Origin of the sequence: Novosphingobium sp. B1 (genome assembly GCF_900176395.1) — a bacterium.
GTDB lineage: Bacteria > Pseudomonadota > Alphaproteobacteria > Sphingomonadales > Sphingomonadaceae > Novosphingobium.
The window spans coordinates 23,346-47,656 of sequence record NZ_FWXL01000005.1; the positions used below are offsets into that span (position 1 = coordinate 23,346).

At 62.7% G+C, this 24,311-nt stretch carries 20 protein-coding genes and 1 tRNA gene; 11 read left to right on the forward strand and 10 right to left on the reverse strand.

Features of this window, described 5'->3' with window-relative positions:
* Position 1 precedes the first annotated feature (1 nt).
* Positions 2-865: an oxygen-dependent coproporphyrinogen oxidase gene (hemF, locus tag B9A23_RS10100; RefSeq protein WP_084278749.1), complete on the reverse strand. Its 864-nt coding sequence runs from the start codon at positions 863-865 to the stop codon at positions 2-4.
* Positions 866-929: 64 nt separating this feature from the next.
* On the opposite strand from hemF, the gene pdeM reads away from it, so the two are divergent.
* Together pdeM and infC are read left to right on the forward strand one after the other, a co-directional pair.
* The gene (gene pdeM, locus B9A23_RS10105) at positions 930-1,604 is read left to right on the forward strand and encodes a ligase-associated DNA damage response endonuclease PdeM (RefSeq protein WP_084278750.1); all 675 of its coding nucleotides are present in this window, start codon (positions 930-932) and stop codon (positions 1,602-1,604) included.
* Between the two features lie 146 nt (positions 1,605-1,750).
* Positions 1,751-2,272, forward strand: a complete 522-nt coding sequence (gene infC / locus B9A23_RS10110) for a translation initiation factor IF-3 (protein WP_084278751.1) — start codon at positions 1,751-1,753, stop codon at positions 2,270-2,272.
* A gap of 10 nt (positions 2,273-2,282) precedes the next feature.
* Here the strand turns inward: infC and B9A23_RS22235 are convergent, their stop codons facing one another.
* Positions 2,283-2,477, reverse strand: a complete 195-nt coding sequence (locus B9A23_RS22235) for a hypothetical protein (RefSeq protein WP_139797415.1) — start codon at positions 2,475-2,477, stop codon at positions 2,283-2,285.
* A gap of 13 nt (positions 2,478-2,490) precedes the next feature.
* Here B9A23_RS22235 and B9A23_RS10115 point away from each other — a divergent pair, with 13 nt between their 5' ends.
* The gene (locus tag B9A23_RS10115) at positions 2,491-2,799 is read left to right on the forward strand and encodes a hypothetical protein (protein ID WP_084279213.1); all 309 of its coding nucleotides are present in this window, start codon (positions 2,491-2,493) and stop codon (positions 2,797-2,799) included.
* A gap of 100 nt (positions 2,800-2,899) precedes the next feature.
* On the forward strand, positions 2,900-3,634 hold the full coding sequence (locus B9A23_RS10120) for a hypothetical protein (RefSeq protein ID WP_084278752.1): 735 nt from the start codon (positions 2,900-2,902) through the stop codon (positions 3,632-3,634).
* Between the two features lie 75 nt (positions 3,635-3,709).
* Here the strand turns inward: B9A23_RS10120 and B9A23_RS10125 are convergent, their stop codons facing one another.
* Positions 3,710-6,397, reverse strand: coding sequence for a TonB-dependent receptor (locus tag B9A23_RS10125; protein WP_084278753.1), 2,688 nt, complete (start codon positions 6,395-6,397; stop codon positions 3,710-3,712).
* A 253-nt stretch (positions 6,398-6,650) separates the two neighbouring features.
* Here B9A23_RS10125 and B9A23_RS10130 point away from each other — a divergent pair, with 253 nt between their 5' ends.
* The 3 genes from B9A23_RS10130 to B9A23_RS10140 all read left to right on the forward strand — a co-directional run bounded on the left by B9A23_RS10130 (position 6,651) and on the right by B9A23_RS10140 (position 12,790).
* Positions 6,651-7,529: a LysR family transcriptional regulator gene (locus B9A23_RS10130; RefSeq protein WP_084279214.1), complete on the forward strand. Its 879-nt coding sequence runs from the start codon at positions 6,651-6,653 to the stop codon at positions 7,527-7,529.
* Positions 7,530-7,659: 130 nt separating this feature from the next.
* Positions 7,660-9,480: a translational GTPase TypA gene (gene typA / locus B9A23_RS10135; protein ID WP_084279216.1), complete on the forward strand. Its 1,821-nt coding sequence runs from the start codon at positions 7,660-7,662 to the stop codon at positions 9,478-9,480.
* A gap of 307 nt (positions 9,481-9,787) precedes the next feature.
* Positions 9,788-12,790, forward strand: coding sequence for a TonB-dependent receptor plug domain-containing protein (locus tag B9A23_RS10140; protein ID WP_084278754.1), 3,003 nt, complete (start codon positions 9,788-9,790; stop codon positions 12,788-12,790).
* Between the two features lie 244 nt (positions 12,791-13,034).
* Here the strand turns inward: B9A23_RS10140 and B9A23_RS10145 are convergent, their stop codons facing one another.
* Positions 13,035-13,934 (reverse strand): outer membrane protein, encoded by a 900-nt coding sequence (locus B9A23_RS10145; RefSeq protein ID WP_084278755.1) that lies wholly within the window; start codon positions 13,932-13,934, stop codon positions 13,035-13,037.
* Positions 13,935-14,280: 346 nt separating this feature from the next.
* Between B9A23_RS10145 and B9A23_RS10150 the strand changes: the two genes are divergently transcribed.
* The gene (locus B9A23_RS10150) at positions 14,281-15,471 is read left to right on the forward strand and encodes a glycosyltransferase family 4 protein (protein WP_139797416.1); all 1,191 of its coding nucleotides are present in this window, start codon (positions 14,281-14,283) and stop codon (positions 15,469-15,471) included.
* Here B9A23_RS10150 and B9A23_RS10155 read toward each other — a convergent pair.
* Both B9A23_RS10155 and B9A23_RS10160 read right to left on the reverse strand, forming a co-directional pair.
* The gene (locus tag B9A23_RS10155; RefSeq protein WP_084278757.1) at positions 15,468-15,920 is read right to left on the reverse strand and encodes a hypothetical protein; all 453 of its coding nucleotides are present in this window, start codon (positions 15,918-15,920) and stop codon (positions 15,468-15,470) included. The two genes, B9A23_RS10150 and B9A23_RS10155, sit on opposite strands and share 4 nt — an antisense overlap.
* 86 nt (positions 15,921-16,006) lie before the next feature.
* Complete coding sequence (locus B9A23_RS10160) at positions 16,007-16,639, reverse strand: PadR family transcriptional regulator (RefSeq protein WP_084278758.1); 633 nt, start codon at positions 16,637-16,639, stop codon at positions 16,007-16,009.
* A gap of 100 nt (positions 16,640-16,739) precedes the next feature.
* On the opposite strand from B9A23_RS10160, the gene B9A23_RS10165 reads away from it, so the two are divergent.
* The 3 genes from B9A23_RS10165 to B9A23_RS10175 all read left to right on the forward strand — a co-directional run bounded on the left by B9A23_RS10165 (position 16,740) and on the right by B9A23_RS10175 (position 19,033).
* Positions 16,740-18,062: a replication-associated recombination protein A gene (locus tag B9A23_RS10165; RefSeq protein WP_084278759.1), complete on the forward strand. Its 1,323-nt coding sequence runs from the start codon at positions 16,740-16,742 to the stop codon at positions 18,060-18,062.
* Positions 18,059-18,928, forward strand: a complete 870-nt coding sequence (locus B9A23_RS10170; RefSeq protein WP_084279218.1) for a hypothetical protein — start codon at positions 18,059-18,061, stop codon at positions 18,926-18,928. Before B9A23_RS10165 ends, B9A23_RS10170 begins: the two co-directional genes overlap by 4 nt.
* Positions 18,929-18,957: 29 nt before the next feature.
* Positions 18,958-19,033 (forward strand) — tRNA-Thr (locus tag B9A23_RS10175).
* Positions 19,034-19,134: 101 nt separating this feature from the next.
* Here B9A23_RS10175 and B9A23_RS10180 read toward each other — a convergent pair.
* The 4 genes from B9A23_RS10180 to B9A23_RS10195 form a co-directional block, all read right to left on the reverse strand.
* The gene (locus tag B9A23_RS10180) at positions 19,135-20,223 is read right to left on the reverse strand and encodes an LLM class flavin-dependent oxidoreductase (protein WP_084278760.1); all 1,089 of its coding nucleotides are present in this window, start codon (positions 20,221-20,223) and stop codon (positions 19,135-19,137) included.
* Positions 20,224-20,315: 92 nt separating this feature from the next.
* A complete protein-coding gene (locus B9A23_RS10185) occupies positions 20,316-21,230 on the reverse strand; it encodes an aldo/keto reductase (protein WP_084278761.1) in 915 nt (304 codons plus the stop codon).
* A complete protein-coding gene (locus B9A23_RS10190) occupies positions 21,227-22,240 on the reverse strand; it encodes a LacI family DNA-binding transcriptional regulator (RefSeq protein WP_084278762.1) in 1,014 nt (337 codons plus the stop codon). The genes B9A23_RS10185 and B9A23_RS10190 overlap by 4 nt, the downstream gene beginning before the upstream one ends.
* Positions 22,237-24,246 carry an alpha-glucosidase gene (locus tag B9A23_RS10195; RefSeq protein ID WP_254895069.1) on the reverse strand — a complete coding sequence of 670 codons (2,010 nt, stop codon included), beginning with the start codon at positions 24,244-24,246 and terminating at the stop codon, positions 22,237-22,239. The genes B9A23_RS10190 and B9A23_RS10195 overlap by 4 nt, the downstream gene beginning before the upstream one ends.
* Positions 24,247-24,311 lie beyond the last annotated feature (65 nt).

A 24,311-nucleotide genomic window follows, 5' to 3' on the forward strand; every position in this document is an offset into this window, starting at 1 on the left:
GTCAGCTCCAGACAGCTTCCGGCGGCAGGCTCATAAGGATCGCGTCGATGTTGCCACCGGTCTTCAGCCCGAACAGCGTGCCGCGGTCCCACACGAGATTGAATTCGGCATAGCGCCCGCGATATTCAAGCTGGGTCAGCTTCTCTGCCGGCGAGTAGTCCATGCCCATCCGTTTGCGGACGAGGCGCGGAAAGACATTGATGAACGCATCGCCCACATCGCGCGTGAAAGCGAAGTTCGCCTCGAAAGCCGCATCGTCGGTGCATTCGAGATGGTCGTAGAAGATACCACCTACCCCGCGATGAACCTTGCGATGCGGGATCCAGAAATAGTCCTCCGCCCACTTCTTGAACTTCGGATAATACTCCGGGTCATGCCGATCGCAGGCCGCCTTGTACTCGGCATGGAATTCGGCTGTGTCCTCCTCATAGGGGATCGGCGGATTGAGATCGCCACCACCGCCGAACCACGCCTTGCTGGTCGTCAGGAAGCGCGTGTTCATGTGCACCGCCGGCACGTGCGGGTTGCGCATGTGTGCCACGAGGCTGATGCCGGTTGCCGTGAAGCCCGGTGCCTCGACGCTCGCCCCGTTGACCGATCCGGCAAAGTCCTTCGAGAATTCGCCTTGCACCGTCGAGACGTTGACGCCCACCTTCTCGAACACCTTGCCCTTCATCAGGCCCTGCACGCCGCCGCCGCCATTTGCTACGGCCTCGCCCTCATGTTCACGGTTCCATGGGGTGTAGGCAAATGACGCATCCGATCCCGCCTCGCGCTCGATCGCCTCGAACTCGGCGCAGATCCGGTCACGCAAGCTCTCGAACCAGGCACGGGCGCGGGTGGTGTGGGTCGTCCAGTCGGTCATGCAATCCCCCAGAGGTCTCTCATGGCGACTTGCCAAGGGAATCGCGATCCGGCAAGGGAAAGCCATGGTTCCCTTTTCGTTCGCCTCTCAGGAATTCCGCCTCGGCGCCTCGCGCGCGCTTTTCTGGGCAGAGGAGAACGCGCTGCTGTTGGCTGACCTGCACCTCGAGAAGGCCAGCTTCTTTGCGCGCCACGGCCAGATGCTTCCGCCCTACGACAGCCGCGCCACGCTGGAACGCATTGCCCAGGCCCTGCGCGAGACAGGTGCGCGCCGCGTTTTCTGCCTGGGCGACTCGTTCCACGATGCGGCTGCGGTCGCCCGTATGGAACCCCACGCAGCCGGCATGCTCGATGCGCTCACCCGCGCCACGGACTGGGTGTGGATCACCGGAAACCATGACGAAGATGCCTCTGCACCGGGCGGAACACTCGTTGACGAACTCGTCGTTCGCGGACTGACGCTGCGCCACATCGCGCGCAGGGGCACCGCCAAAGGCGAAGTTTCCGGCCACTTCCACCCCAAACTGCGCGTGTCGATCCGGGGGCGCACCATTGCCCGGCCCTGCGCCGTCGCAAGCGAGAACCGCCTGATTCTGCCCGCTTTTGGCGCGTTGACAGGGGGCATGGACGCTGGCGATCCTGCCATTCTCAAGGCATTGCAGCCGGCACGGTCGATCGATGCGATCGTGCCTGCCGGTGAAAAGCTTGCCCGGTTCAACCTGTGGCGCGCTGCAGCCTGAAGGCAACATCCGTCAGCGAAACCGGCTCGTTGCGGAACCAAGGGCAAAACCGCCCTTTATCTGAACGCACATTGTGATATGAGCGCGCGGAACCATATTGGGCAAAAACTGCAGGAGAAAGCACTATAGCTCCCCCACCGCGGCGCATGATGGCGCCCCCCGTCAAGAGCGGGCCTCGCTACAACCAGATGATCAACGTGCCAAAGGTGCGCGTGATCGACGAGAACGGCGAGAACCTGGGTGTGATGTACACCCGCGAAGCGATCGAGCAGGCTGCCGAAGTTGGCCTGGACCTCGTCGAAGTTTCCCCCAACGCGGATCCGCCGGTCTGCAAGTTCCTCGACGTGGGCAAGTTCCGCTACGAGGCGCAGAAGAAGGCGAACCTCGCCCGCAAGAGCCAGAAGACGCAGGAGATCAAGGAGATCAAGATGCGTCCGAACATCGATGACCACGATTACGACACCAAGATGCGTAACGTCGTGAAGTTCATCGGCGAAGGCGACAAGGTGAAGATCACGCTGCGTTTCCGTGGTCGCGAACTATCGCACCAGCAGCTCGGCATGAACCTCCTGCGCAAGGTGCAGGATGACGTGGCTGAAATCGCCAAGGTCGAGGCTTTCCCGCGCATGGAAGGTCGCCAGATGCTGATGGTCCTTGCGCCGAAGTAGGCACTGGGCATCAGATCGAACCGCAAAAGGGGCGTGCCGCAAGGCGCGCCCCTTTTGTTTTGAACCGGTTATCTACGCGTGAAAACGCCTCGCCGCGCGTTCCCCAATTCACCTTTGCCTGACCACGTTCCGCCGATTCACCGGTGTCTGATTTCCGCTCCTGCGCGTTCTCGCTGCGGTTCGCCAATAACCAAACAAGATTCATCAAGGAGCATTACATGACGCCGTCTCTCAAGATCATTCCTGCCGTTGCCATCCTCGCTGGCTCGCTGGGCCTTGGCGGTTGCGCCACCAAGGGCTACGTCAACGAGCAGATCGCAACGGTCAACCAGCGCATCGACGGTGTCGAAAGCCGTCTCCAGGCAACTGACGGCGTTGCCCAGGCTGCCCGCAGCGAAGCGCAGGCCGCTAACGCGCAAGCGCAGACCAACACCCAGCGTCTCGACCAACTCACCGGTCGCGTGGATGGGATGGATCAGCGCATGATGCAGATGCAGCAGCAGCCGCAGAAGCGCGCTCGCAACTAAGCATTAGTTCGAACGTTAAAGGGCCGGACAGGTAGCCTGTGGTCAGTCGACCCGGGAAAGCCTGTCCGGCTTTTCGTATCCGGTGCGAGTAACGATCAACATGATCAAGGCTTTGATAGCGCTGGCAGGTGTGGCGCTTGTTCTTCCCTCCCCTGCAATTTCCCCGGCCGAGGCGGCAACAACGCTAGCCTCAAAGAGCACCGCTCGCAAACGGGTCAAGAAACCCGCCCCCGCCCCTGTCGAGATGCCCGTCCTGGACGTCCCGGCCCAACGCGTGCTGTCATGGGTCAGCGCAACCGGAGACAATGCCGGCTTGCCCTTCGTTGTGATCGACAAGACCAACGCGATGATCCTGGCTTTCGATGCCAGCGGCAAGCCCATCGGGCACGGCCCTGTCCTGATCGGGCGCGCGTTGGGCGATGAGGCCACTCCCGGTGTCGGATCCAAGAGCCTTGCCGAAATCGGGCCAGCCGAGAAGACGACGCCTGCTGGCCGCTTCCTCGCAAAATTTGGGTTGGCTGCGGGAAATGCCAAGGTGCTGTGGGTCGATTACGCAACCTCGGTCGCCTTGCACACGATCCCTCCCGGCAATGCCAAGGAAAATCGAACCAAGCGGATGCTCACGCCGACCGCAGCGGATAACCGCATCACGTTTGGCTGCATCAACGTGCCCAAGGCGCTGTATAACGGCAAGATCGCCCCGATGTTCGGCAAGAAGGGCGGCTACGTCTATATTCTGCCTGACAGCAAGCCGCTCGAGGATGCCTTCCCCCCTCTCCACGCGCGCCCCTATGCCGACGGCGGCGCCTTGCCGGCACCTGCACAAACTCGCTAAAGGCGCACGCAGCCTTCGGATACAAAAAAGGGGACCGAAGACCGGTCCCCTTTTCCGTCATTGGCTGGCCTTGCGTCAGAACCGATAGCGCGCGGTCGCACCATAGGTCCGCGGCTGGCTGGTATAGCCAGAGATCGAACCCGGCTGGGCCGGCGTGTCGAAAACCGACAGCAGGTAGCGGTTATTGGTGATGTTGCGGCCCCATGCGGTCAACTCAAGTCCGCTCGGCATCGCCCACGTGATCGAAGCGTTGGCTTCGTTTACCTCGCGGCGGTACGGACGCGCCGCAGCCACGGCAACGCGTGTACCCTGATCGAGGAAGCCCGGCAGGCCCTCGATGATCTGCACCGGCGATTCATAATGGAAATCGCCGCGCAGGATCAGGTGATGGCCGGAATTGAACTCGTGATCATAGCTCGCGCCGAAGGTCGACGAGATCGCCGGAATGCCCGCCGGACGTGTCTTCGACAGGTCACCAACGGCCGAAAGCACGAAGCTGTCATACTTGGGGTCGAGATAGGTCATGCCGACATTGAGCATCCAGCCCTTGGCCGGCTTCACCGTACCTTCGAACTCGATGCCCCGCACCGACTGCTTGCCTGCGTTGGCCAGGACGAAGCCCGATCCGGTAAACGTGTTCGACTGGAAGCCGTTCACCCGCTGATCGAATGCAGCAAGGTTGGCCGTCACCAGGCCCCAGTCCGCCTTAAGGCCGATTTCATAGACGGTCGAGCTTTCCGGACCGGCAAAACGGCTGCCATAGGTCTGGTTGACCACCGTTAGGCGGTTCGCGATCAGCGCGGCGCGGTCCGAAAGGAACGGCCGGCTGTCACGCGAAAGGTTGATCGAGCTTGCCTTGAAGCCGGTTGCATAGCTTGCATAGACGTTGATCTGGTCGGTCAGATCGAAGGCCACCCGCACGATGTAGGTGAACTTGTCATCGCGAGTGCGGCCAGATTCAACCGCGTTGGGCACGGCGAGGAACGGCGGAAGGAACTGCAGGCGCTGCAGCGCCAGTAGCGGATTGCCGACCGTCAGCGGATTGGCATCGGCTGCTGCCGCAGTTGTCGAAAGGTTGGCGTTCAGTGCGGCGAAACCGGCGGCCTGCGTCTGCAGCGCCGCGAACTGCGCAGGGTTTGCCTGGGCAAAGGCGGCGATGCGCGCGGGGTCGGTCGTGCCGAGGGCCGTGGACACGAAGGTACGGCTCAGCGCGGTGCCGCCAATCTGCACCAAGTCAAGATTGGAGAATACGTCGCTGGAGTCTGCTGCTGCCGCAAAGTCCTTGGCATCCTTCGTGTAGTTCACGCCACCCGTTACGGTAATGCGGTCACCCACCTTGAAGTCGGCCTGGCCAAAGAACGAATAGGCCTCGTTCTTCAGGCGGTAGCGCTCATCCAGCTTCTGGCCAGCGCCGAAGAAGCGGCCGGTGTAGTTCTGTCCGGTGAGCGCCCCGATCGTCGCTTCGAGGCTGGGCAGGGTTTGCGTGTTCTGCGTAAGGCCGCGAATGATGAAGTCGGCATAGCCGCGCGCCTGCGACCCCCAGCCAAGCTGGTTGGTTTGGCGAATGTTCTCGTTGAAGTAGTAACCGCCCACCAGGAAATTGACCGGACCTTCCAGATTGGTCGCGAGCCTGAGTTCCTGGGTGAAGGTCTTGATCGCCTGGTCCTGCGAATTGAAGCCGATCAGGTCGGCGCTCGAGAAGTCGGAATCCTGATTGGTGTAGGCATCGGTCCGGCGATAGGCTGTGATCGACGTGACGGTGAGCGGCCCGATGTCATGATCAATCTGGCCCGACACGCCCCAATTGTCGATGTCATTGACCGAATCGACGTTGGAATAGACCCGGTTGGCATAGATTTCGTTCGGCCCGTTGACCTGTCCGCCCAACGCCCGGATCGCCACTGTCGCCGAAGACGGCTGCAGGTTCACCACGCCGCAGCACAGTTCGTCGATCTTGGAATAGTCGCCGATCAGGCGCACGCGCGTCTGTGCGGTCGGCTCCCACAGGACCTGTCCGCGCGCAAACCAGCGGTTACGCTCGTTCGTATCGCTTCCGGTGCCGAGATCCTTGTTGTAGCCATCACGCTTGTTGATGCCGCCGGCTAGGCTCACCGCCAGACCGTCGCTGATCGGCCCGGTAACGACGCCCTTGAGCACGACTGCGTCGTAATTGCCGTAGCTGGCCTCGACATTGCCGCCGAAGTCGAACTTCGGCGCCGCTGTCACGATCGAGATCACGCCGACGCTGGCGTTCTTGCCGAACAGCGTGGACTGGGGCCCACGCAGCACCTCGATGCGCTGAACATCGGGGAAATCGCTGATCTGCGCCGCAGAACGCGAACGGTAGACGCCGTCGATGAATACGCCGACGGAGGGTTCGATGCCCGCGTTGTTGGCACCGTTGCCGAAGCCGCGAATGATGAAGTTGGTATTCGCGCTCGACTGCAGCTGGGTCACGCGCAAGGAAGGCACGACGCTGGTCAGATCCTTGAGATCGCGAATCTGCGCCTGCTCGAGCGTGCGCGCGCTGGTTACCGAAACGGCGATGGGCGTGTCCTGAAGGGTCTGTTCACGCTTGCTGGCGGTGACGATGATCTCGTTGCCCTGCCCCGTGACGTCCGCGGCCGGAGCTGCGGGCTGAGCTTCTTCTACGGGTTGTGCAACGTCTTGCGCGTGTGCGGCCGATGCGAATGCCAGAGCAAGACCGCAGGCCCCAGAAAGATACGCGGCCTGGCCGGCGCGACCGGCGAATACGGATTTCATCTGCAAGCTTTTCCTTCTCTTGACCGCGCGCCATGGGCTGCGGCTGGCCCCGGGTTCGGGCCATTCGGTCATCCATTTCCCGTTGTCTCTACTAAAGCCACGCAGCGTCCGCGACAATTCCTGCTCGATTAACAACACCATGGCAGCCATGCATTTTCATGCACTGTTGCACACCGGTCACACTTGCAACCGGTTTGGCAGCGTTGCCAAAGAGTTTGGAAGTTCGGTGCCGGCCAAGGTATTCGTGCAAGGCATGTCCCTCCTTCAGCTGCGCACTTTCATGGAAGTCTATCGCCGCCGCTCTCTCAGCGACGCAGCGCGGGCGCTGGCGATAACGCAACCCGCGGTCTCGCAGCACGTCGCCTCGCTTGAAGCGCAACTGGGACATCCCCTGTTCGAGCGTCATTCTCGCGGCGTTCGGCCAACAGCTATCGCCGATGATCTGGCAGCGTCGATCGGCAGCAGTCTCGACACGGCGGAGGCGGCGCTTGCCTCGGCGCGTGCCCGCTCGGTCCGGCTGTCAGGCACGATCCACATCGCTGCCCCTTCGGACTTGCTTGGTGAAATGATCGCGCCGCGGCTCGGCCCGCTCCTCGAACGGGGTCTGGACCTGCGGCTGCATATCGGTGGGCGCGACGCGCTCTATGCGATGCTGCTCGAGGACAAGGTGCACCTCGGCATCACGGCTTCACAGCCCACCGATGCACGGCTGGCGCATGAACGACTAGGCGAGGAGCACTTGCGAGCGGTGGCATCGCCTGCACTGGTCGAAAAGATTGCCGACATGCCCCTGGACGAGGCGCTGAACAGCTTTCCCTACTTCGCCTACGATCTTGATCGCCCCTTGGTGCGGACGTGGCTCGAGGCAAACAGGATCGAAGTCAGCCGCCTCCCGGCGGTCACGGCGCCCGATCTGCGAGCCTTGCGATCGGCCCTGTGTGCCGGCCTTGGCTGGTCGGTGATGCCGGGCTACCTCACCGAGGCGGAACGCTCCGCCTGTACTCTTGCGGAGATCCGCGCGCCGATCGTCGTGCCGACCAACACCTTCTATCTGGTCTGGGCCCGCTCGTCCCTGCGCCATCCGCGCGTCGCGATGGCCCGCGACATCCTTGGCCAGGCGCTCAAGATGTAACAAATCCCGACCAGACTTGCCGCAACGCACAATAAAGAGTAAGCGCGCGCCGATATTCGGGCGGGCTCTGTCGCTTGTGCCGATGTGCCCACCAATTCCCTAGTTTCAACGAAAGCCAGTTTCCATGTCGCTGCCCCTGCGCAACATCGCGATCATCGCCCACGTCGACCACGGCAAGACCACTCTCGTCGACCAGCTCTTCCGCCAGTCCGGCACCTTCCGCGACAACCAGCGCGTTGAAGAGCGCGCGATGGATTCGAACGATCTCGAAAAGGAACGCGGGATCACCATCCTTGCGAAGCCGACGTCGATCGAATGGAACGGCATCCGCATCAACATCGTCGACACGCCCGGCCACGCCGATTTCGGCGGCGAGGTGGAGCGCATCCTGTCGATGGTCGACGGCGTGATCCTGCTGGTTGACAGCTCGGAAGGCGCCATGCCGCAGACCAAGTTCGTCACCGGCAAGGCACTGGCCCTCGGCCTCAAGCCGATCGTCGTCGTCAACAAGGTCGACCGTCCGGACGAGCGCATCCAGGAAGTGCTCGACGAAGTGTTCGACCTCTTCGTCACGCTTGACGCCAACGACGAACAGCTCGAATTCCCCGTGCTCTACGCTTCGGGCCGCAACGGCTATGCCAGCACCGATCCCGATCGCCGCGAAGGTACGCTCGAGCCGATGTTCCAGCTCATCGTCGATCACGTGCCGCCGCCGAGCCTCGACGCCGAGGCGCCGTTCTCGTTCCTCGCAACCCTTCTCGATCGCGACAACTTCCTTGGCCGCGTGCTGACGGGCCGCGTCCAGTCGGGCGTGATCCGCGTCAACGATCCGATCCGCGCGCTCGACATGGACGGCAAGGTCATCGAAGTCGGTCGCGCCTCCAAGATCATGACCTTCCGCGGCCTTGATCGCGTACCGGTCGACGAAGCTCGCGCCGGTGACATCATCTCGCTCGCCGGGATGACCGTTGCCACCGTGTCGAACACCATCGCCGCGCCGGAAGTCACCGTGCCGATCAAGGCCCAGCCGATCGACCCGCCGACCCTGTCGATGCGCTTTGCGGTGAATGACTCGCCCATGGCCGGCCGCGAAGGTTCGAAGGTCACCAGCCGCATGATCCGCGACCGTCTGGAGCGCGAGGCCGAATCGAACGTCGCCATCCGCATCACGGAATCGGCAGACAAGGACAGCTTCGAAGTCGCCGGTCGTGGCGAACTCCAGCTTGGCGTGCTGATCGAAACGATGCGCCGCGAAGGCTTCGAGCTCGGCATCAGCCGCCCGCGCGTGCTGTTCCAGAAGGACGAGGACGGCAACCTGCTCGAGCCTTACGAAACCGTCATGATCGACGTGGACGACGAACACTCGGGCACGGTGGTTGACAAGATGGCTATCCGCAAGGCCGAGATGACCGACATGCGTCCCTCGGGCGGCGGCAAGACCCGCATCACCTTCTCGGCCCCCTCGCGCGGGCTGATCGGCTACCACGGCGAATTCCTCTCGGATACCCGCGGCACCGGCATCATGAACCGCCTGTTCGAGAAGTACGGTCCGCACAAGGGCAAGATCGAAGGCCGCAAGAATGGCGTGCTGATCTCCAACGGCACCGGCGAAGCCGTCGCCTACGCACTCGGGCCGCTCGAAGAGCGCGGCATCCTCTTCGTTGGCGTTGGCACCCCGCTGTACGAAGGCATGATCATCGGCGAGAACGCCAAGCCGGAAGACCTTGAGGTCAACCCGATGAAGTCCAAGCAGCTGACGAACTTCCGTTCGAGCGGCAAGGACGACGCGATCCGCCTGACCCCGCCCAAGATCATGACCCTCGAACAGGCCATCGCCTACATCGATGACGATGAAATGGTGGAAGTGACGCCGAAGTCGATCCGTATCCGCAAGGCGATCCTCGATCCGAACGAGCGCAAGAAGGCGTCGCGGAAGAAGGAAGCGGCCTAACCTGACAATCCGGCTGCTTCGAACGACACTTTGTGTGCAGGAGTTGGAACGGTCGATGTATGGAAACAAAGGGCGGCCCGCGCGGTCGCCCTTTTTTTCGCCTGACAAAGTTTCCGTTCAGTTTCAGTTAAAACTACTACAGGTGTGTTGCATGTATGCAGCACCTAGCAACAAACTGCGATCAATCAGCAATTTAACGAAACATAGCCTTTACAGCCCTTCCGGTCGGATGCATCACACCCGGCAGTCGGAGATCGGACAAGTCGTAACAACGGTAACGTCCTCTCCCAATTGAGGGGTAATCATCATGAAATTGCTTTCGCAGGCTGCGCTTTTGCGCGGCACTGTTGCCACGTCTGCGCTCGCGCTGAGCAGCCTTGGCCTTCTTGCAGCGCCTGCCTATGCACAGGCTGCACCACAGGTCGCCGAGGAAACACCCGCACCTGCAGAAGATGCCACCATCGTCGTCACCGGATCGCTGCTGCGCCGCGCCGACACGGCAACGCCTTCGCCCGTCACCGTCATCGGCGCTGAAAACCTGCAGCGTGCGGGCGTCACCAACATGGCTGACGCGATCCGCCAGGCTTCGGCTGACGGCGCCGGCTCGATCGGCATCGGCTTCACCAGCGGCTTTTCCGCCGGCGGCTCTGCCGTATCACTGCGCAATCTGGGCGTTTCCTCGACGCTCGTGCTGGTCGACGGCCTGCGCTCGGCCAACTTCCCGCTCAGCGACGATGGCCACAATTCGTATGTGGACCTTTCGAGCATCCCGCAGGTTGCTGTCGAGCGCGTTGAAGTCCTGAAGGACGGCGCCTCCTCGACCTATGGTGCCGACGCGATCGGTGGCGTGGTCAACATCATCATGCGTAAGAAGTTCACCGGACTTGAAGGTGGCGCCGAAGCCGGCGTTTCCGAGCAGGGTGACGGCCAGAAGTACCGCGCCCACCTGTTGGCTGGCTATGGCGACTATAACAGCCAGGGCTGGAACGTCTACATCGGCGGCGAATATGAAAAGGGCGGCAAGGTCACTGCCAAATCGCGCGGCTTCCCCTTCGACACGCTCGATCTGCGCGCGATCGGCGGTAAGGACAACAACCGCGCCGACGATACGCTGACCTCGCCCACGACCAACGCCGTGGTCACCCGCGTCACGCAGACCAATCTGAACAACCCTCTGGCCGGCAGCGTTGCCAACGCAACCTCGCCCGCCCTGTTCACGTCGCTCACGCCGCTCAGCGCCTGCCCGTTCGGCACTTTCACGGAAAACACCGCGTCGCGCGTCGGCACGGCTTGCGCGCATGACCTGACCCGTGAATACGTGCAGATCCTGCCCAAGCAGGAGCGCTATGCCGCAATCGGCCGCTTCAGCTTCCGCGTTGGCGACAACGTCGAAGGTTATCTGGCCGGCAGCTACTCGCACAACAAGGTCGATATTACCCTGTTGCCGCGCGGCATTCGCCAGAACCAGGCCTTCGGTGGCTCCCCGTCGACCTCTACCTCGAACCCGGGCATCGTTCTTCCTGTCTGGATCTGCCCGTCAGGCGTCGATTGCGCCAATCCGGCAACGCCGGGCCGCACGCTCAACCCGAACAACCCATATGCTGCCGCTTATGCCAACAACCCGGCTGCCGGCGCTGCACGCATCTATTACCTGTTCGGCGACGTGAAGTCGGGCTCGGTTCGCACCAACGAGCTCTACCGCATCACTGGCGGCCTGCGCGGCACCATCGCCGATGCATGGAACTGGAACCTCGAAGCGGGTTACTCGCGCGACGATCTCAAGCTGGTGCAGACCGGCTTTGCCAACCTCAATGGGCTGGTCAAGGCGATCAACACGGGCTCGTACAACTTCGTCAATCCCAGCCTGAATTCCCAGGCTGTGCGTGATTCCGTCCTGCCCCCGATCACTTCGCTGTCGAACTCGGAAGAAGCGACGGTCGATGCCTCGGTCAGCCGCAGCCTGTTCACGCTGCCCGGCGGCGACCTGCAGGTTGCCGTTGGTGGCCAGTACCGCAAGGAAAAGCTGACCAACCGCAGCGCCAACCCGAACCTCGACGTTCCGGGCCTTTCGACAGCGCAGGCTTACGGCAACCGCGACGTCTGGGCTGCCTACTTCGAAGTTGACGCACCGATCCTCGATACCCTGGAAGTCAATGCTTCGGGCCGCTACGACCACTACTCGGAAGGCTTCAGCCACTTCTCGCCGAAGTTTGGCGCGAAGTTTCAGCCGATCAAGGAACTGGCGATCCGCGGCACCTACTCGGAAGGCTTCCGCGCTCCGACCTTCGCCGAGATCGATCCGCGCAGTTCGTTCTCGGGCTTCGTGGGTTACACGCCGGGCGCCGCGTTCCAGGCCGCTCACCCCAACAACGCCGCTTACTCGAGCACGTACTCGGTCGGCCGCGGCTTTGTGGGCAACCCTGACATCCAGCCTGAAACCTCGCGCAGCTTCACGCTGGGCGCAGTGTTCCAGCCCACCAGCAAGATCAGCTTCACGGTCGATTACTTCAACGTGAAGAAGAATGGCCTTGTTACGGCAGGTCCGCTGGCTGGCGACGCGATCAAGGCTTACTACTCGGTCGCAGGTCAGTCCTTCGCATCTGCTGCCGCTGCATCGGCTGCCGGTTGCGCTGCCGTGGCAAAGGTTGGCGCGGGCTACTCGTGCAACGTCATCGACGGTGCCGATCCTTTCGCGCTCAGTGCTCTGCCGCGCCTGCTCGTGGTCAACGCGCCTTACGTGAACTCGGACTACGACCTGACCTCTGGTCTGCAGTTCGGCGCCAACGCGCAGTTCGACCTCGCTCCGGACATCCAGTGGCTGAGCCGCCTCGATCTGCAGGCAACGCTGAAGTATGACCGCCACCTCGACAACGGTGACGTTCAGCGCTTCACCGGCACGGTTGGTCCGGCAGACCTGTCGTCGGGCGGTGGTACGCCGAAGTGGCGCGGCAACTGGCAGAACACGTTGGTTCTCGGCCAGTTCTCGCTGACCGCGACGACCTACTACGTCGGCGCCATGAAGGGCGTTGCCGCAGACCAGGGCAACCTCGACACGTCGTGCGCAGCCACGCTTTATGGTGGCGGTCCTGCCTTCTGCAAGATCAAGCGCTTCATCTATGCTGACCTGAACGCGTCGTTCGAAGTGAATGAGAACTTCAACTTCTTCATGTTCGTCGGCAACGTGACCAATGCCGGTGCACCGCTCTATGCGAACACCCTCTACACCACGCAGCCGAACTACCTGGCTTCGTGGCACCTGCCCGGCCTGATCGGCCGCACCTTCCGCGCAGGTGCGAACTTCAAGTTCTGATCTGATCGGAATTGACATCGAAAAGGGCGGTCAGAAATGGCCGCCCTTTTTGTTGCCCGCTGCTCGTTGAGCATGGCTGTGGGTCGAAACGGCTGTCCTACAAGACAGCATCTGACATAGCCTACGCCCATGTTATTGCTCGCCGGCTGCCCCGCAAACGAAAAAGCTGCGGCGCTTTCCGCACCGCAGCTTTTCCCTAATCGCCGGTCCCGTGCCGAACGGCGCGGGATGGTCAATCAAATGCTCAGAAGCGCAGACCCACGACCGCACGGATTGCGTGCACGTCGAAGTTCTTGTCTTGGATGCGCATGTTCGTGCCGCCACCGTTCAGCAGGAACGGGTTGGTTGCAGGCGCAGATCCCGCGCCGACGCCGACCGAATACTTGTCGTCCTTGTAGCGGCTGTAGAGGTACTCGGCACCAAGCGACAGGTTGTTGGTCAGCATGATTTCGGTGCCGCCGCCAGCCTGCCAGCCCCACACCATGTCACCGTCGTTCTGCTCGGTGAACGAGTTGGCGGTGTTGCTGGTGTAGAAATCGTGGTCGATCTTGGCATAGCTAACGCCGCCCGTGGCATAGAACAGGGCTCCGCCATTTGGCGTGTAACCAAGGCGGCCGCGGGCCGAGATGGCATAATCGACCGAGCGGGCGATCTTATAGAACGCAGGCGTGGTGCTGAAGGCGCTGGCACGCTCGATCGAGTCATTGCGCGAACCTTCGAGCAGGCCACCAAACACGATGTTGCCGGAGCGGGCGTCGAACCCGATGCGTGCGCCGTATTCAGCGCCAGCCTTGTCGTTGGCGCAGCCCGAAGCGCGCGACGGGCCCTTGGCACCGTTGCAGAAGCCCGGTCCGAAGGCGTCAACGCCCGAGAGGGTGCGAACGGTGTCGCCGTAGGAGCCGTCGCGGTTGGTGTCGAATTCGAAGGTGTTGCCATTCTCGCCGCCGACGCCGAAGCCGCCGAAGCCCTGAATGTACACGCCGTTGAAATGCCGGTCGCGATCAAAACCGTCGGCGGTTACCCCACCGGTGGTCGTGGTCGAGGCGGTGGTGGACATGCTGTCGGCGTCCTGCGCCATCGCAGGAGCAGCAACGAACGCCAGCGTCGCGGCCAACGGCCACGCGAAACGGTGAATAGACCTCATCGGATTTCCCTTTTTGCAAAAGCGCTTAGAAGCGCGCACCGGCTCAACACTGCTCGGCTGCAAAGGTTTCCAAAAAAAGGTCTGGATCGGATCCAACGTGGATGGACTTTCGTGCAATCCGTAACGGCAATTGTCTGCTGCGCTTCAGTCCTTACGCGGTTTCTCGTTGCTTTTATCGATCAGAAATTCCGAAGATTCCGCCGGCCTACGACATGGATGTGTTGGCGCCTTCTTGGCCCACGCAAGCCTTCCTCCTGCTACCGTGAACAGGCGGCTACCGTGCGACTTGTGAAGAATGCACAGCCGCCTATCGCCAATCTTCTCGGCCACAGCTATGGCACAGGCGATGAGAGAGCAAAATCCCCCCAGCTTTCCGACGCAGCTTTCAGGTTTGCGTGTGGCGCTGTTCAGCGGCAACTACAATTACGTCCGCGATGGTGCCAATCAGGCGCTCAACCGCCTTGTCGGCTACCTTCTGCGAGAGGGGGCGGATGTACGCATCTACGCGCCGAAGGTTGAAAAGCCCGCCTTCAAGGCAACCGGCACGCTGATCGGGATACCCTCGTTCGCCATCCCCGGCCGTGCCGAATATCGTTTCCCACTGGCGCTATCCCCGCGTGTCCGGCGCGATCTTGCGGCTTTCGATCCCCATGTCGTGCACGTATCCTCGCCCGATGTCGTCGCGCATCGAGCAGTTTCGTGGGCGCGCCATCGCGGGCTGCCAATCCTGGCATCGGTCCACACCCGCTTCGAAACCTATTTCCGCTATTACAACATGGCCTGGGCCGAACCGGCCGTAGAAGCGCTGATGCGGCGCTTCTACCGGCGTTGCGATGCCTTGGTCGCGCCATCTGAATCCATGGCGCAAGTCCTGCGCGACCAGCGCATGAACTATGATATCGGCATCTGGTCGCGAGGGGTCGATCGCGAGATATTCCAACCCTCGGCGCGCAGCCTTGAATGGCGCCGATCGCTTTGCATTGCCGACGATGAAGTGGTCGTCGGCTTTCTGGGACGACTGGTCATGGAAAAAGGCCTCGACGTCTTTTCGGACTCCATCGACCAGTTGGTGCGCAAGGGCATAAGACACCGTGTGCTGGTCATCGGCGAGGGCCCGGCTCGCGAATGGTTCGCCGCACGCCTGCCCGACGCGGTATTTGCCGGTTTTCAGGGTGGCGCGGACCTTGGGCGGGCTGTGGCAAGCATGGATGTGTTGTTCAATCCGTCGGTCACCGAGACTTTCGGGAACGTCACGCTCGAAGCCATGGCATGCAGCGTACCGGTTGTTGCTGCGGCCGCGACCGGCAGCCAGAGCCTGGTCGATGACGGAGTTTCGGGACGTCTTATCACGCCTGGCGCAGTGCGCCAGTTTGCCGAAGCGCTTCGCTGCTACGTCGAGGATCCCGCCCTGCGTGCGCGCCATGGCGCAGCAGGCGAAGAGCGCAGCACGGATTTCTCGTGGGACCGGATCAATCAGGCGGTCGCCGACACGTACTTGCGTCTGGTGCGACAGAAAGCCCTGTCGCCTCGGCGCTAACGCAAGACCCCCGCAGTTTTCATCCGGATGGCATACCACAACTGGAAGACGAGTGCTGTCCAGATGACTGCCGACGTGGCGATGACGGCCGTGGTGTGCACTGATTCTGGGGCATAGCCACTCAGATATTCGAAGCCTTGGCTGACGATCAGGCCAGCCAGCGACACCGCAAAGGCCGGGATCGCATGACGAGATCGCAAAAGCAGCAGGATCGAACCGGCCAGCGAACCCCAGACGCCCAGCGCCCAGAACACCGTCAGCCACGCCGGAAAGGCCTGCATGTAGGCCTGCGCCTCTGCATCCATTCCGACTGAGGCCGGGTAAGTGGCGGGATAGAGCTTGCTCAGGGTATAATCGACACAGCCAAAGCTGTTCCAAAGCACGCCAACAACCCCGACAGCCCAGAGATGCGCAGGTGTCCGTGAGGATGCAGCAACGAGGTTGTCCATGGCCCCTCTCCCCGTGATATCGCAGGAGAGGGTACCATGGCCCAGCGCGTCGTCAAAGCGCCGTGACAGCGCAGACTCCAGCAACATCAGAGGCGTTCGATCCGGCGGGCCGCTTCGTCAAGTATGTCGGCGATGGCATGAGCCGTTTCGGTCTCGACCCCTTGCGACAGCATCCGGTTGCGCAGGACCGCGTGCAAATTACCCATCGCCCGGCGGACTGGCGGACTGTCAGCGCGGTTGCGTTGCTCGCTCAGGGCCTTGAGCCGGGCGATGATGGCTTCGAGTTCGGCGTCTTTCCCTGCGAGTTCCGCGCGGCCGGAACCGGTCACCGCGAAAGCCTTGCGTGGCCCCTCGCCTGCTTCTTCGGCGATGAGGTCCTCATCGACCAGCAAGCTCAAGGTCGGATAGACGACGCCCGGACTGGGAGCATATTCGCCGCCAGCCATCTCGCTGATGGCCCGGATTAGGTCATAGCCGTGGCGTGGCTGTTCGGCCACGAGATGCAGCAGTAGAAGCCGAAGCTCTCCACCTGCGAACATCCGTCCGCCGCGACGGCCACCGCCCCGCCCTCGCCCACCGCCGAACGGCCCATCACCGCCAAACCGGCCGGAATTGTCGAAGGGATCGCCGAAGCGCCCACCCATCATTGCCATCATCTTGAAGGCTCGGCGAGCATGTGCCTGGCCACCGTGATGGCCATATCGATGTTCAAATTTCATGTGTTCCAATATCCTTTCATGATGCGTCTAAGATATATCTTTGTCGTAGACTTGCAAGTGGCAGGTGAAAATTTCTGCTTTGCATCCTATTTGCCAAGGAATGGCCGACCTTTTCGCCCCCGCACCCCAGGATCGCCCGCCACCTATGGCGAGCGCAGAGGCTCCGTTGGCCGATCGGTTGCGACCGTCCGACCTTGGCGAAATCATCGGACAACACCACCTGACAGGGCCAGAGGGCGCGATCGGCCGCATGGTGGCAGCGGGTAAGCTCACGTCGATGATCCTGTGGGGGCCGCCTGGCACCGGCAAGACCAGCATCGCCCGCTTGCTCGCCGAGGCTGTCGGAATGCGCTACGTCGCCATCAGCGCCGTATTTTCTGGTGTCGCCGATCTGAAGAAGGCCTTCGCGGAAGCCGAAGCCATGGCTTTGGCAGGACGGCGGACCCTGCTTTTCGTAGACGAAATCCATCGTTTCAATCGCGCGCAGCAAGACGGATTCCTGCCCTTCGTCGAGAACGGCACGGTCACGCTCGTGGGTGCGACGACCGAAAACCCGAGCTTTGCGCTGAACGCGGCGCTTCTGTCCCGCGCGCAGGTGCTGATCCTGCATCGCCTCGATGCGGCGGCACTTGGCACGCTGCTCGACCGGGCTGAGGACATCACCGGCCTGAAGCTTCCCTTGACGCCGCCTGCGCGCGAAGCATTGGTCGCCTCTGCCGATGGTGACGGACGCTTCCTGCTCAACCAGGCCGAAATGCTGTTCGATGTCGAGCTGCCGGCGCCGCTTGATCCGGAGGGTCTGGGCAGGTTCCTGATGCGCCGGGTGGCGGTCTACGACAAGGACCGCGAGGGGCATTACAATCTCATCTCGGCGCTGCACAAGGCCGTGCGGGGATCAGATCCCCAGGCCGCGCTCTATTACATGGCGCGCATGCTGGTGGCGGGCGAGGAGCCGCTCTACGTGCTCAGGCGCCTTGTGCGCATGGCGGTGGAAGATATCGGAATGGCTGATCCGCAGGCGCTGGTGCAGTGCCTTGCCGCGAAGGACGCCTATGAATTCTTGGGAAGTCCCGAAGGCGAACTGGCGATCGTGCAGGCCCTGCTTTACCTCGCCACAGCCCCCAAGTCTAATGCGGCCTATATAGCCCACAAGGCGGCCTGGAAGTCTGCAAGGGACACCGGTTCACTGATGCCGCCAGCCAATATCCTCAATGCACCTACCAAGCTCATGAAGGAAATAGGGTATGGCAAGGGCTATGAGTACGACCACGACGCGCAGGACGGATTTTCAGGCGCAAGCTACTGGCCCGAGGGCATGGCACCGCAAACCTATTACGCGCCGGTGGAACGCGGCTTCGAACGTGAGATCATGAAGCGGCTGGAGTGGTGGGACAAGAAGCGGCGCGAAAGAAGCGGCGAGTGACGCGTCGCTTTGGCCAGTTCATTGCCATCGACTGGTCCGGTGCCGCAGGAGAGCGTCACAAGGGGATCGCGCTGGCCAGGGCCGTGCCCGGAAGGGGTGCACCGCAGATCGTTCGCCCCGGTCATCGCTGGTCGCGGATGGAGGTGCTGACCTTCCTGCAGGAGGAATTGCCGGACGACGCACTGGTTGGCATGGACCTTGGCATCTCGCTGCCCTTTGCCGATCGTGGCGCGTTTTTCCCCGGCTGGCCACAGAGTCCAGCCTCGGCTCGAGAACTATGGGCTCTGATCGACGCAATCTGTGCCACAGAGCCACATCTGGGCGTGACGACGATGGTCGATCATCCGGAACTTGCAGCCTATTTCCGTCGTCATGGCGGCCGCGAAGGCTGCCGCTTCGGCGGCGGTCAAGGGCGCTTTCGCATGACTGAGGCCGCGCAGCGCCGCATGGGGTGCAAGCCCTATTCTAACTTCAATCTTGTAGGGGCAGCGCAGGTCGGCAAGTCGAGCCTTTCCGGCATGCGCCTGCTGCACCACCTCAAGGGAAAGGCTGGCGTCTGGCCGGTCGACGGCCTGCCCGACCACGGCCCGGTCGTGTGCGAGATCTACACCACGATCGCAGCCATGGCCGCCGGTCGTACCCCATCGCGTTCCAAGATGCGGTCTGCCGCCGAGCTGGACGAAGCATTGGAAGCGCTTGGTTCGGCACCGTCCGGCCTTGCTGGCCCCCTCGACGACCATACATGCGATGCGATCGTGACATCGGCCTGGCTGCGCAATGCGGCACACGATGCAAAACTGTGGCGTCCGTGCGAACTTTCCAGCGAAATTGCCTCAACCGAGGGCTGGACGTTCGGGGCCTTCTGACGCTAGGGAGCGCAACGCACTGTTTGCGGGCCGGCTTAGCTCAGTTGGTAGAGCACCTGATTTGTAATCAGGGGGCCACGGGTTCGAATCCTGTAGCCGGCACCATTTCCCGCAAAAGTCGTCCGCCCTTTCGCGAACCTGTTCCGTAACACTGGCCGGTGCTGACGCCGCCATGGACCATGGCGACGCCGAACACCTGGGCATTTTCAGATGTCGAGGGGACCATGCTTGATGTGCGGGAGGACATAACGGCTGAACATGTCCGCTTCCTGGACGTGCGGATAGCCCGAGAGAATGAAGGCCTCGATGCCCTCGGCTTGATAGGCACGCAGCTTGGCGAGGACCTGGTCCGGCGTGCCGACGATGGCCGCACCGCAGCCCGAACGCGCCCGCCCGATACCGGTCCACAGGTTTTCCTCGACGAAGCCGTCGCCATCGGCGGCACCGCGCAGCTCCTGCTGGCGCTGCACGCCGAAGTTCTTGGCATCCAGAGACTTTTCGCGAATGGCGCGCCCCGCCTCGTCATCAAGCTTTGAAAGCAGGCGGTCGGCATAGGCGCGGGCCTCGTCCTCGGTTTCGCGCACGATGACATGGACGCGATAGCCGAACTTGAGAGTGCGGCCATGGTTGGCGGCGCGGGCCTTCATGTCGGCGATGGTCTCGCGCACCTTGTCCATGGTGTCCGGCCACATCAGGTAGACGTCGCTGGCCTCGGCAGCGCATTCGCGGGCGTCATGGCTGAGGCCTCCGAAGTAGAAAGCGGGGCACCTGCCCGAGAGCGTGCCGACGCGCGGCGGATCGAGCTTGAGCTTGTAGAACTCGCCCTGGAAATCGAGGTGCTCGCCGTTGAGGAGCGTGCGCACGATCTTCATGATCTCGGTCGCGCGGGCATAGCGCGGGCCACTGGCAATGGTTTCGCCCGGCATGTCCGACGAGATGATATTGACGTTGAGCCGCCCGCCCGTGCCAGAAGCATTGGGGCCGAGGATACGGTCGAGAGTGGCGATGCGGCGTGCAAGCTGCGGCGGCCAGTCCTCGCCCATGCGCGTGGCCCAGAGCAGCTTGATGCGCCGGACTTGCGTGGCAACAGCGGCGGCAAAGGCAGTGGTATCGAGGCCGAGGCTATAGCCCGAGGGCAGCAGGATGTTGTCGAACCCGCCCTCTTCGGCGCGCAGCACGATGTTGCGGCAGTGCTCCCAGCTGGACTGGAGGTACTTGTCGGGCACGCCGAGGAATTCGTAGTCATCGTCGCACAGCGCCGAGAACCAGGCGATCTCGCAATTCTGTTCGGCCATCTTGCCTCTCCTGCTTGTCGCGGACGCAACATTCTATCGGCAAAACCGTGGTCAGTTGCCGTCCGCCTTGAGTCTCAATCCGTTGCGGCCGCTTAAGGGAGCCGCTCGCCTCGCGCCGCGACGAGCACGGCGTACCACTCCGTTCGTGTCCAGCGCACGTTGAGCGCGGCAGCGCCCTCGGCAATGCGCTCTGCCTTCTGCGACCCGATGATCGGGATGATCCCGGCAGGGTGCGCCATGAGCCACGAGTAGGCGGCGACAGTGCGCGATACACCTTGCGCGGTGGCCACGGCATCAAGGGCTTGCGCCACCGCCATGTCCCGCGTGCTCTCCGGCGCGGCCAGACGTCCGCCCCCGAGCGGCGACCAGGCCATCGGGGTCAGGCCAAGCTGCATGGCCTGATCGAGTTCACCGTTCTCGAAGCAGGTGATGCGCAGCGGGCTGATCTCCGGCTGCGTCGTGGCCAGCTTTTCGCCGAGAAAGTGGTTGAGCGCGGCGATCTGGGCCGGCGTGAAGTTGGATACGCCGAGCGCCTTGACCTTGCCGGAGGCAACCGCATCGTCGAGCACTCGCGCCGTTTCATGCGGATGGGCGAGGATGTCGGGCCGATGAATCTGCCACAGGTCGATCACGTCGGTCTGCAAGCGACGCAGCGAATCCTCGATGGCCTTGCGCAGGTAATCGGGGCTCTGGTCATAGGGCGACGGGGGGAGGATGCCGCCCTTGGTGGCAAGCACCATGCGGCTCCGCAGGGCCGGCTCTACCGCCAGCACTTCGCCCAGCAACGCCTCGGCATCGCCGAAGCCGCCTTGCCCGTCGAAACCGTAGATGTCTGCCGTGTCGAGAAAGTTGATCCCGGCATCAAGAGCGGCGTGGACCAGCTTCGCCGCGTCGGCGGCGCTGCGGCCCTCTTCGGCAAGCCGCCACATGCCCCAGGCAATCGGCGATACGGCAATGCCGGAAGCCCCAAGCGGACGGAAAGCAGGCGGAGGTGGCAAGAGGCTCATGAAACAATCCTGTGTGGGGGCGCAACCGAGGCGCGCTCTACGAGTGTATGGGGCAGGCGCCGGTGGGTGATGTCACCACCGGCAATGAGAATCTCGGTGGCGGTGCGGGCAAGCTCGGCCATTGGCTGGTGGATCGTTGTCAGCGGCGGCCAGACGGTGCGGGCCAGCGTGGTATCGTCAAAACCCGCGACCGACAGCTCACCCGGCACGCTGATGCCGCGATCGTGCGCAATGGCAAGCACGCCGGCAGCCATGTCGTCGTTCGATGCGAAGATTGCGGTCGGGCGGTTGGGCAGGTCGAGCAAGGCCTGACCACCGCGCGTGCCGGAATCGAAATCGAATTCGCCATCGCGGACCAGCACCGGGTCGTAGGAAATCCCCGCCCGATCAAGCGCCCGGCGATAGCCGAAAAGGCGGTCGTCCGAGGCCATGTGGTTCTGATGCCCTTTGATGAAGCCGATGCGGCGGTGCCCGGCGTTGATCAGGTGCGTGGTCATGTCATCGGCGGCCTGCGCATCGTCCATGAACACCGAACTGGTCAGCGCATGGTTCGTGCCGGGCGATATGCGCACGAACGGAATGTCCATTGCCTCCAGAGCCCGCAGCACCGGGTCGCAATCGGTGACCGGCGAGGACAGGATGATACCGTCGACGTGGGTCTCGCTGACAAGCCCCCTCACCTGCTCGCCAACTTGCGGATCTGCGACATCGACCGGCTGCGCCAGCAGGCGGATGTTGTTGGTCCGGCAGAAGTCCCAGCAGCCGGCCTGGATCTGGAACATGTAGTAGGGGCTGTGATTGTCGTAGATCAGCGCGATCTGGTTCGACTTGGCGCCTGAAAGGATGCGCGCAGCGACGCTCGGGCGGAAATCGAGCGCGCGCATCGCCTCTTCGACCCGCGCCTTGGTATCGGCGCTGACATAGGGATGGCCGTTGAGCACGCGGCTGACGGTTTTCACCGCCACCCCGGCCCTTGCCGCCACGTCCCTGATGTTCGCCCGCTCGCTCATCCTGCCAACGCCCCCCTTAACCCCTCGAACAGCGGCGCAAAGGCGCTGTCCGGACGGTAGAAAACCGGTGGCTGGCCGATAGGCGCGGGGATGTCGTGCTTGCCGGAGGCGAAGTCCTCGCCCGTCCAGCAGTGCCGCCATGTACTGGTCCCGGGAAGGACCACCTGGCGGTGACGGGCCCCCTCCCCGATCACCGGTGCCACCAGCAGGTCGGCACCGTAGAGGAACTGGTCCTGAAGCGTAAAGAGCGCAGGGTCTTCTGGATAATGCACGAACAGCGGGCGCTGGGCAGGCAGGCCCGAGGCGTGCGCTTCATCGCACAAATGGCGGACATAAGGCGCAAGGTGGGCGTGCACGCGGCTCCACGCCGCAAAGCAGGTCAGCAGTTCCGGCGTACTGTCATACTGCAGATTGTCATCCGGCCGGTTGCCTTCGTGGCTGCGCATGACGGGCGCGAAGGCAGCCAGTTCGCACCAGCGCTGCATCAGTTCGGCCGTGCGGACGTTGCCGTGGAGCGATGTATAGCCCCCGCAGTCGGAGTGGCTGTAGGCATTGCCGACCAGCCCTGCCGACAGCGCGCCGGTGATCACCGTGCCGATGCCGTCATGGCGGGTAAAATCGACCGACTGATCGCCCGCCCAGAGCAGCGGGCAATATTCCTGCACACCCGCGAACCCGGCGCGCATGAAGAACAGCGCATCGCCGGTCTTGCCGCGCGATTCGAGCGCCATGGCGTTGACTTGCGACCACAGCACCGGCCAGCGATTGTGCGCCTCCATCGGGTCGGAGCCATCGGCAAGGCGCAGGTCAGTCGGCAGGTATTCGCCGAAGTCCGCCATCCAGCCAGCGATCCCGATGTCCAGCATCTCGCGCCCGAGGATGCGCTCGGCAAACCATTCGCGGGTTTCGGGCTGGGTGAAATCGACGACGCCGCAATCAAACTCGCCAAAGTCGACCAGATAGACCTCTTCAGACTCCGGCCGCAGGCAGAAATGGCCGCCAGCGCGCGCTTCGTCATAAAGATCGCCGTCAACCGCGATGTAGGGGTTGGCGTAGGCAAGGAAGCGAATGCCTCTTGCCGCAAGCGCCTGGATGCGATCGCGAAGTTGGGGATAGCGGGCAGCGCTGCGCGCACCGCTGTGCCAATCCCAGAACAACCGCCGTCCAAACGTGGTCTCGCGAATGCCGGCCCAATCCTCGCACCACACTCCCGAGATTGCGGCGCCTGCCTCGGCGAATGTCTCGAGCCGATCAAAGCTGGACGCGCCGGACTTGAGCCCCACTATCGCGCCGCCGATCGCCCAATCCGGCAGCGCGGGCTGGCGACCGAACCGGGTCGAGAGCTGACCAATCAGCGCGGCCGGACCATCGGCTGAAAACACTTCGAAGCGTGCCCTGCCGCTCCACACCTCGACGAGGTGCGCGTCAGCATCGGTAAAATCCAGCACGCTGTAGCAGGTCGCATCAAGATGCACCGCCAGCCAGCGCGAAGTCAGGAAGGTCGGCTGCGGGTAATTGGTGTTCCAGTAGTCGCCGCCCGCCATGCCCTCGGCATCCATGATGCAGGTCAGTTCGGTCGACTTGTCGCGGCCGACACCCGGCTCGCTGGTCCAGATCGGGAACTTGCGACCGTTGAGCGCAAGATAGCTCATCTGCTCACCCCCGCCCCAGACGCATTCGCCACTTTCGGCATGGAAGCGCACTTTGAGCCGATCGTAGCCGGACATCAGGGCTTCGACGGCAATCGCGTTATCGGATACCGTCATCCGGGCGACCGGATCGCCATCGTGAAGGAATTCAACCCCGGCGGACGTCTCGCGCCACGCACTCGGCGCGAGTTCGGCAGTCGGTTCGTCGGAAATCGTGAAGTTGCCGCGGTACATCGCGACGTTCGGCTGCCCGCACGCCATGACCACCGCCGGACATAGAGACGAGTGCCGCAGCACGATGCGATCCCCGAATCGGAGTTCGAAACCGTCATTCCCACCGGCGAACCGCAGTTCCAACAGGGCTTTCCTCATTCCCACGGCCAATTGCAGGCTATTCCCCGCAAGACCTGTCCATTCTTCTG

Bases quoted from the DNA above. Each gene is read 5' to 3' on its own strand.
- hemF (WP_084278749.1), bottom strand. From the start codon at position 865: ATGACCGACTGGACGACCCACACCACCCGCGCCCGTGCCTGGTTCGAG.
- pdeM (WP_084278750.1), top strand. From the start codon at position 930: ATGGTTCCCTTTTCGTTCGCCTCTCAGGAATTCCGCCTCGGCGCCTCG.
- infC (WP_084278751.1), top strand. From the start codon at position 1,751: ATGATGGCGCCCCCCGTCAAGAGCGGGCCTCGCTACAACCAGATGATC.
- B9A23_RS22235 (WP_139797415.1), bottom strand. From the start codon at position 2,477: ATGAATCTTGTTTGGTTATTGGCGAACCGCAGCGAGAACGCGCAGGAG.
- B9A23_RS10115 (WP_084279213.1), top strand. From the start codon at position 2,491: ATGACGCCGTCTCTCAAGATCATTCCTGCCGTTGCCATCCTCGCTGGC.
- B9A23_RS10120 (WP_084278752.1), top strand. From the start codon at position 2,900: ATGATCAAGGCTTTGATAGCGCTGGCAGGTGTGGCGCTTGTTCTTCCC.
- B9A23_RS10125 (WP_084278753.1), bottom strand. From the start codon at position 6,397: ATGAAATCCGTATTCGCCGGTCGCGCCGGCCAGGCCGCGTATCTTTCT.
- B9A23_RS10130 (WP_084279214.1), top strand. From the start codon at position 6,651: ATGTCCCTCCTTCAGCTGCGCACTTTCATGGAAGTCTATCGCCGCCGC.
- B9A23_RS10140 (WP_084278754.1), top strand. From the start codon at position 9,788: ATGAAATTGCTTTCGCAGGCTGCGCTTTTGCGCGGCACTGTTGCCACG.
- B9A23_RS10145 (WP_084278755.1), bottom strand. From the start codon at position 13,934: ATGAGGTCTATTCACCGTTTCGCGTGGCCGTTGGCCGCGACGCTGGCG.
- B9A23_RS10150 (WP_139797416.1), top strand. From the start codon at position 14,281: ATGAGAGAGCAAAATCCCCCCAGCTTTCCGACGCAGCTTTCAGGTTTG.
- B9A23_RS10155 (WP_084278757.1), bottom strand. From the start codon at position 15,920: ATGGACAACCTCGTTGCTGCATCCTCACGGACACCTGCGCATCTCTGG.
- B9A23_RS10160 (WP_084278758.1), bottom strand. From the start codon at position 16,639: ATGAAATTTGAACATCGATATGGCCATCACGGTGGCCAGGCACATGCT.
- B9A23_RS10165 (WP_084278759.1), top strand. From the start codon at position 16,740: ATGGCCGACCTTTTCGCCCCCGCACCCCAGGATCGCCCGCCACCTATG.
- B9A23_RS10180 (WP_084278760.1), bottom strand. From the start codon at position 20,223: ATGGCCGAACAGAATTGCGAGATCGCCTGGTTCTCGGCGCTGTGCGAC.
- B9A23_RS10185 (WP_084278761.1), bottom strand. From the start codon at position 21,230: ATGAGCCTCTTGCCACCTCCGCCTGCTTTCCGTCCGCTTGGGGCTTCC.
- B9A23_RS10190 (WP_084278762.1), bottom strand. From the start codon at position 22,240: ATGAGCGAGCGGGCGAACATCAGGGACGTGGCGGCAAGGGCCGGGGTG.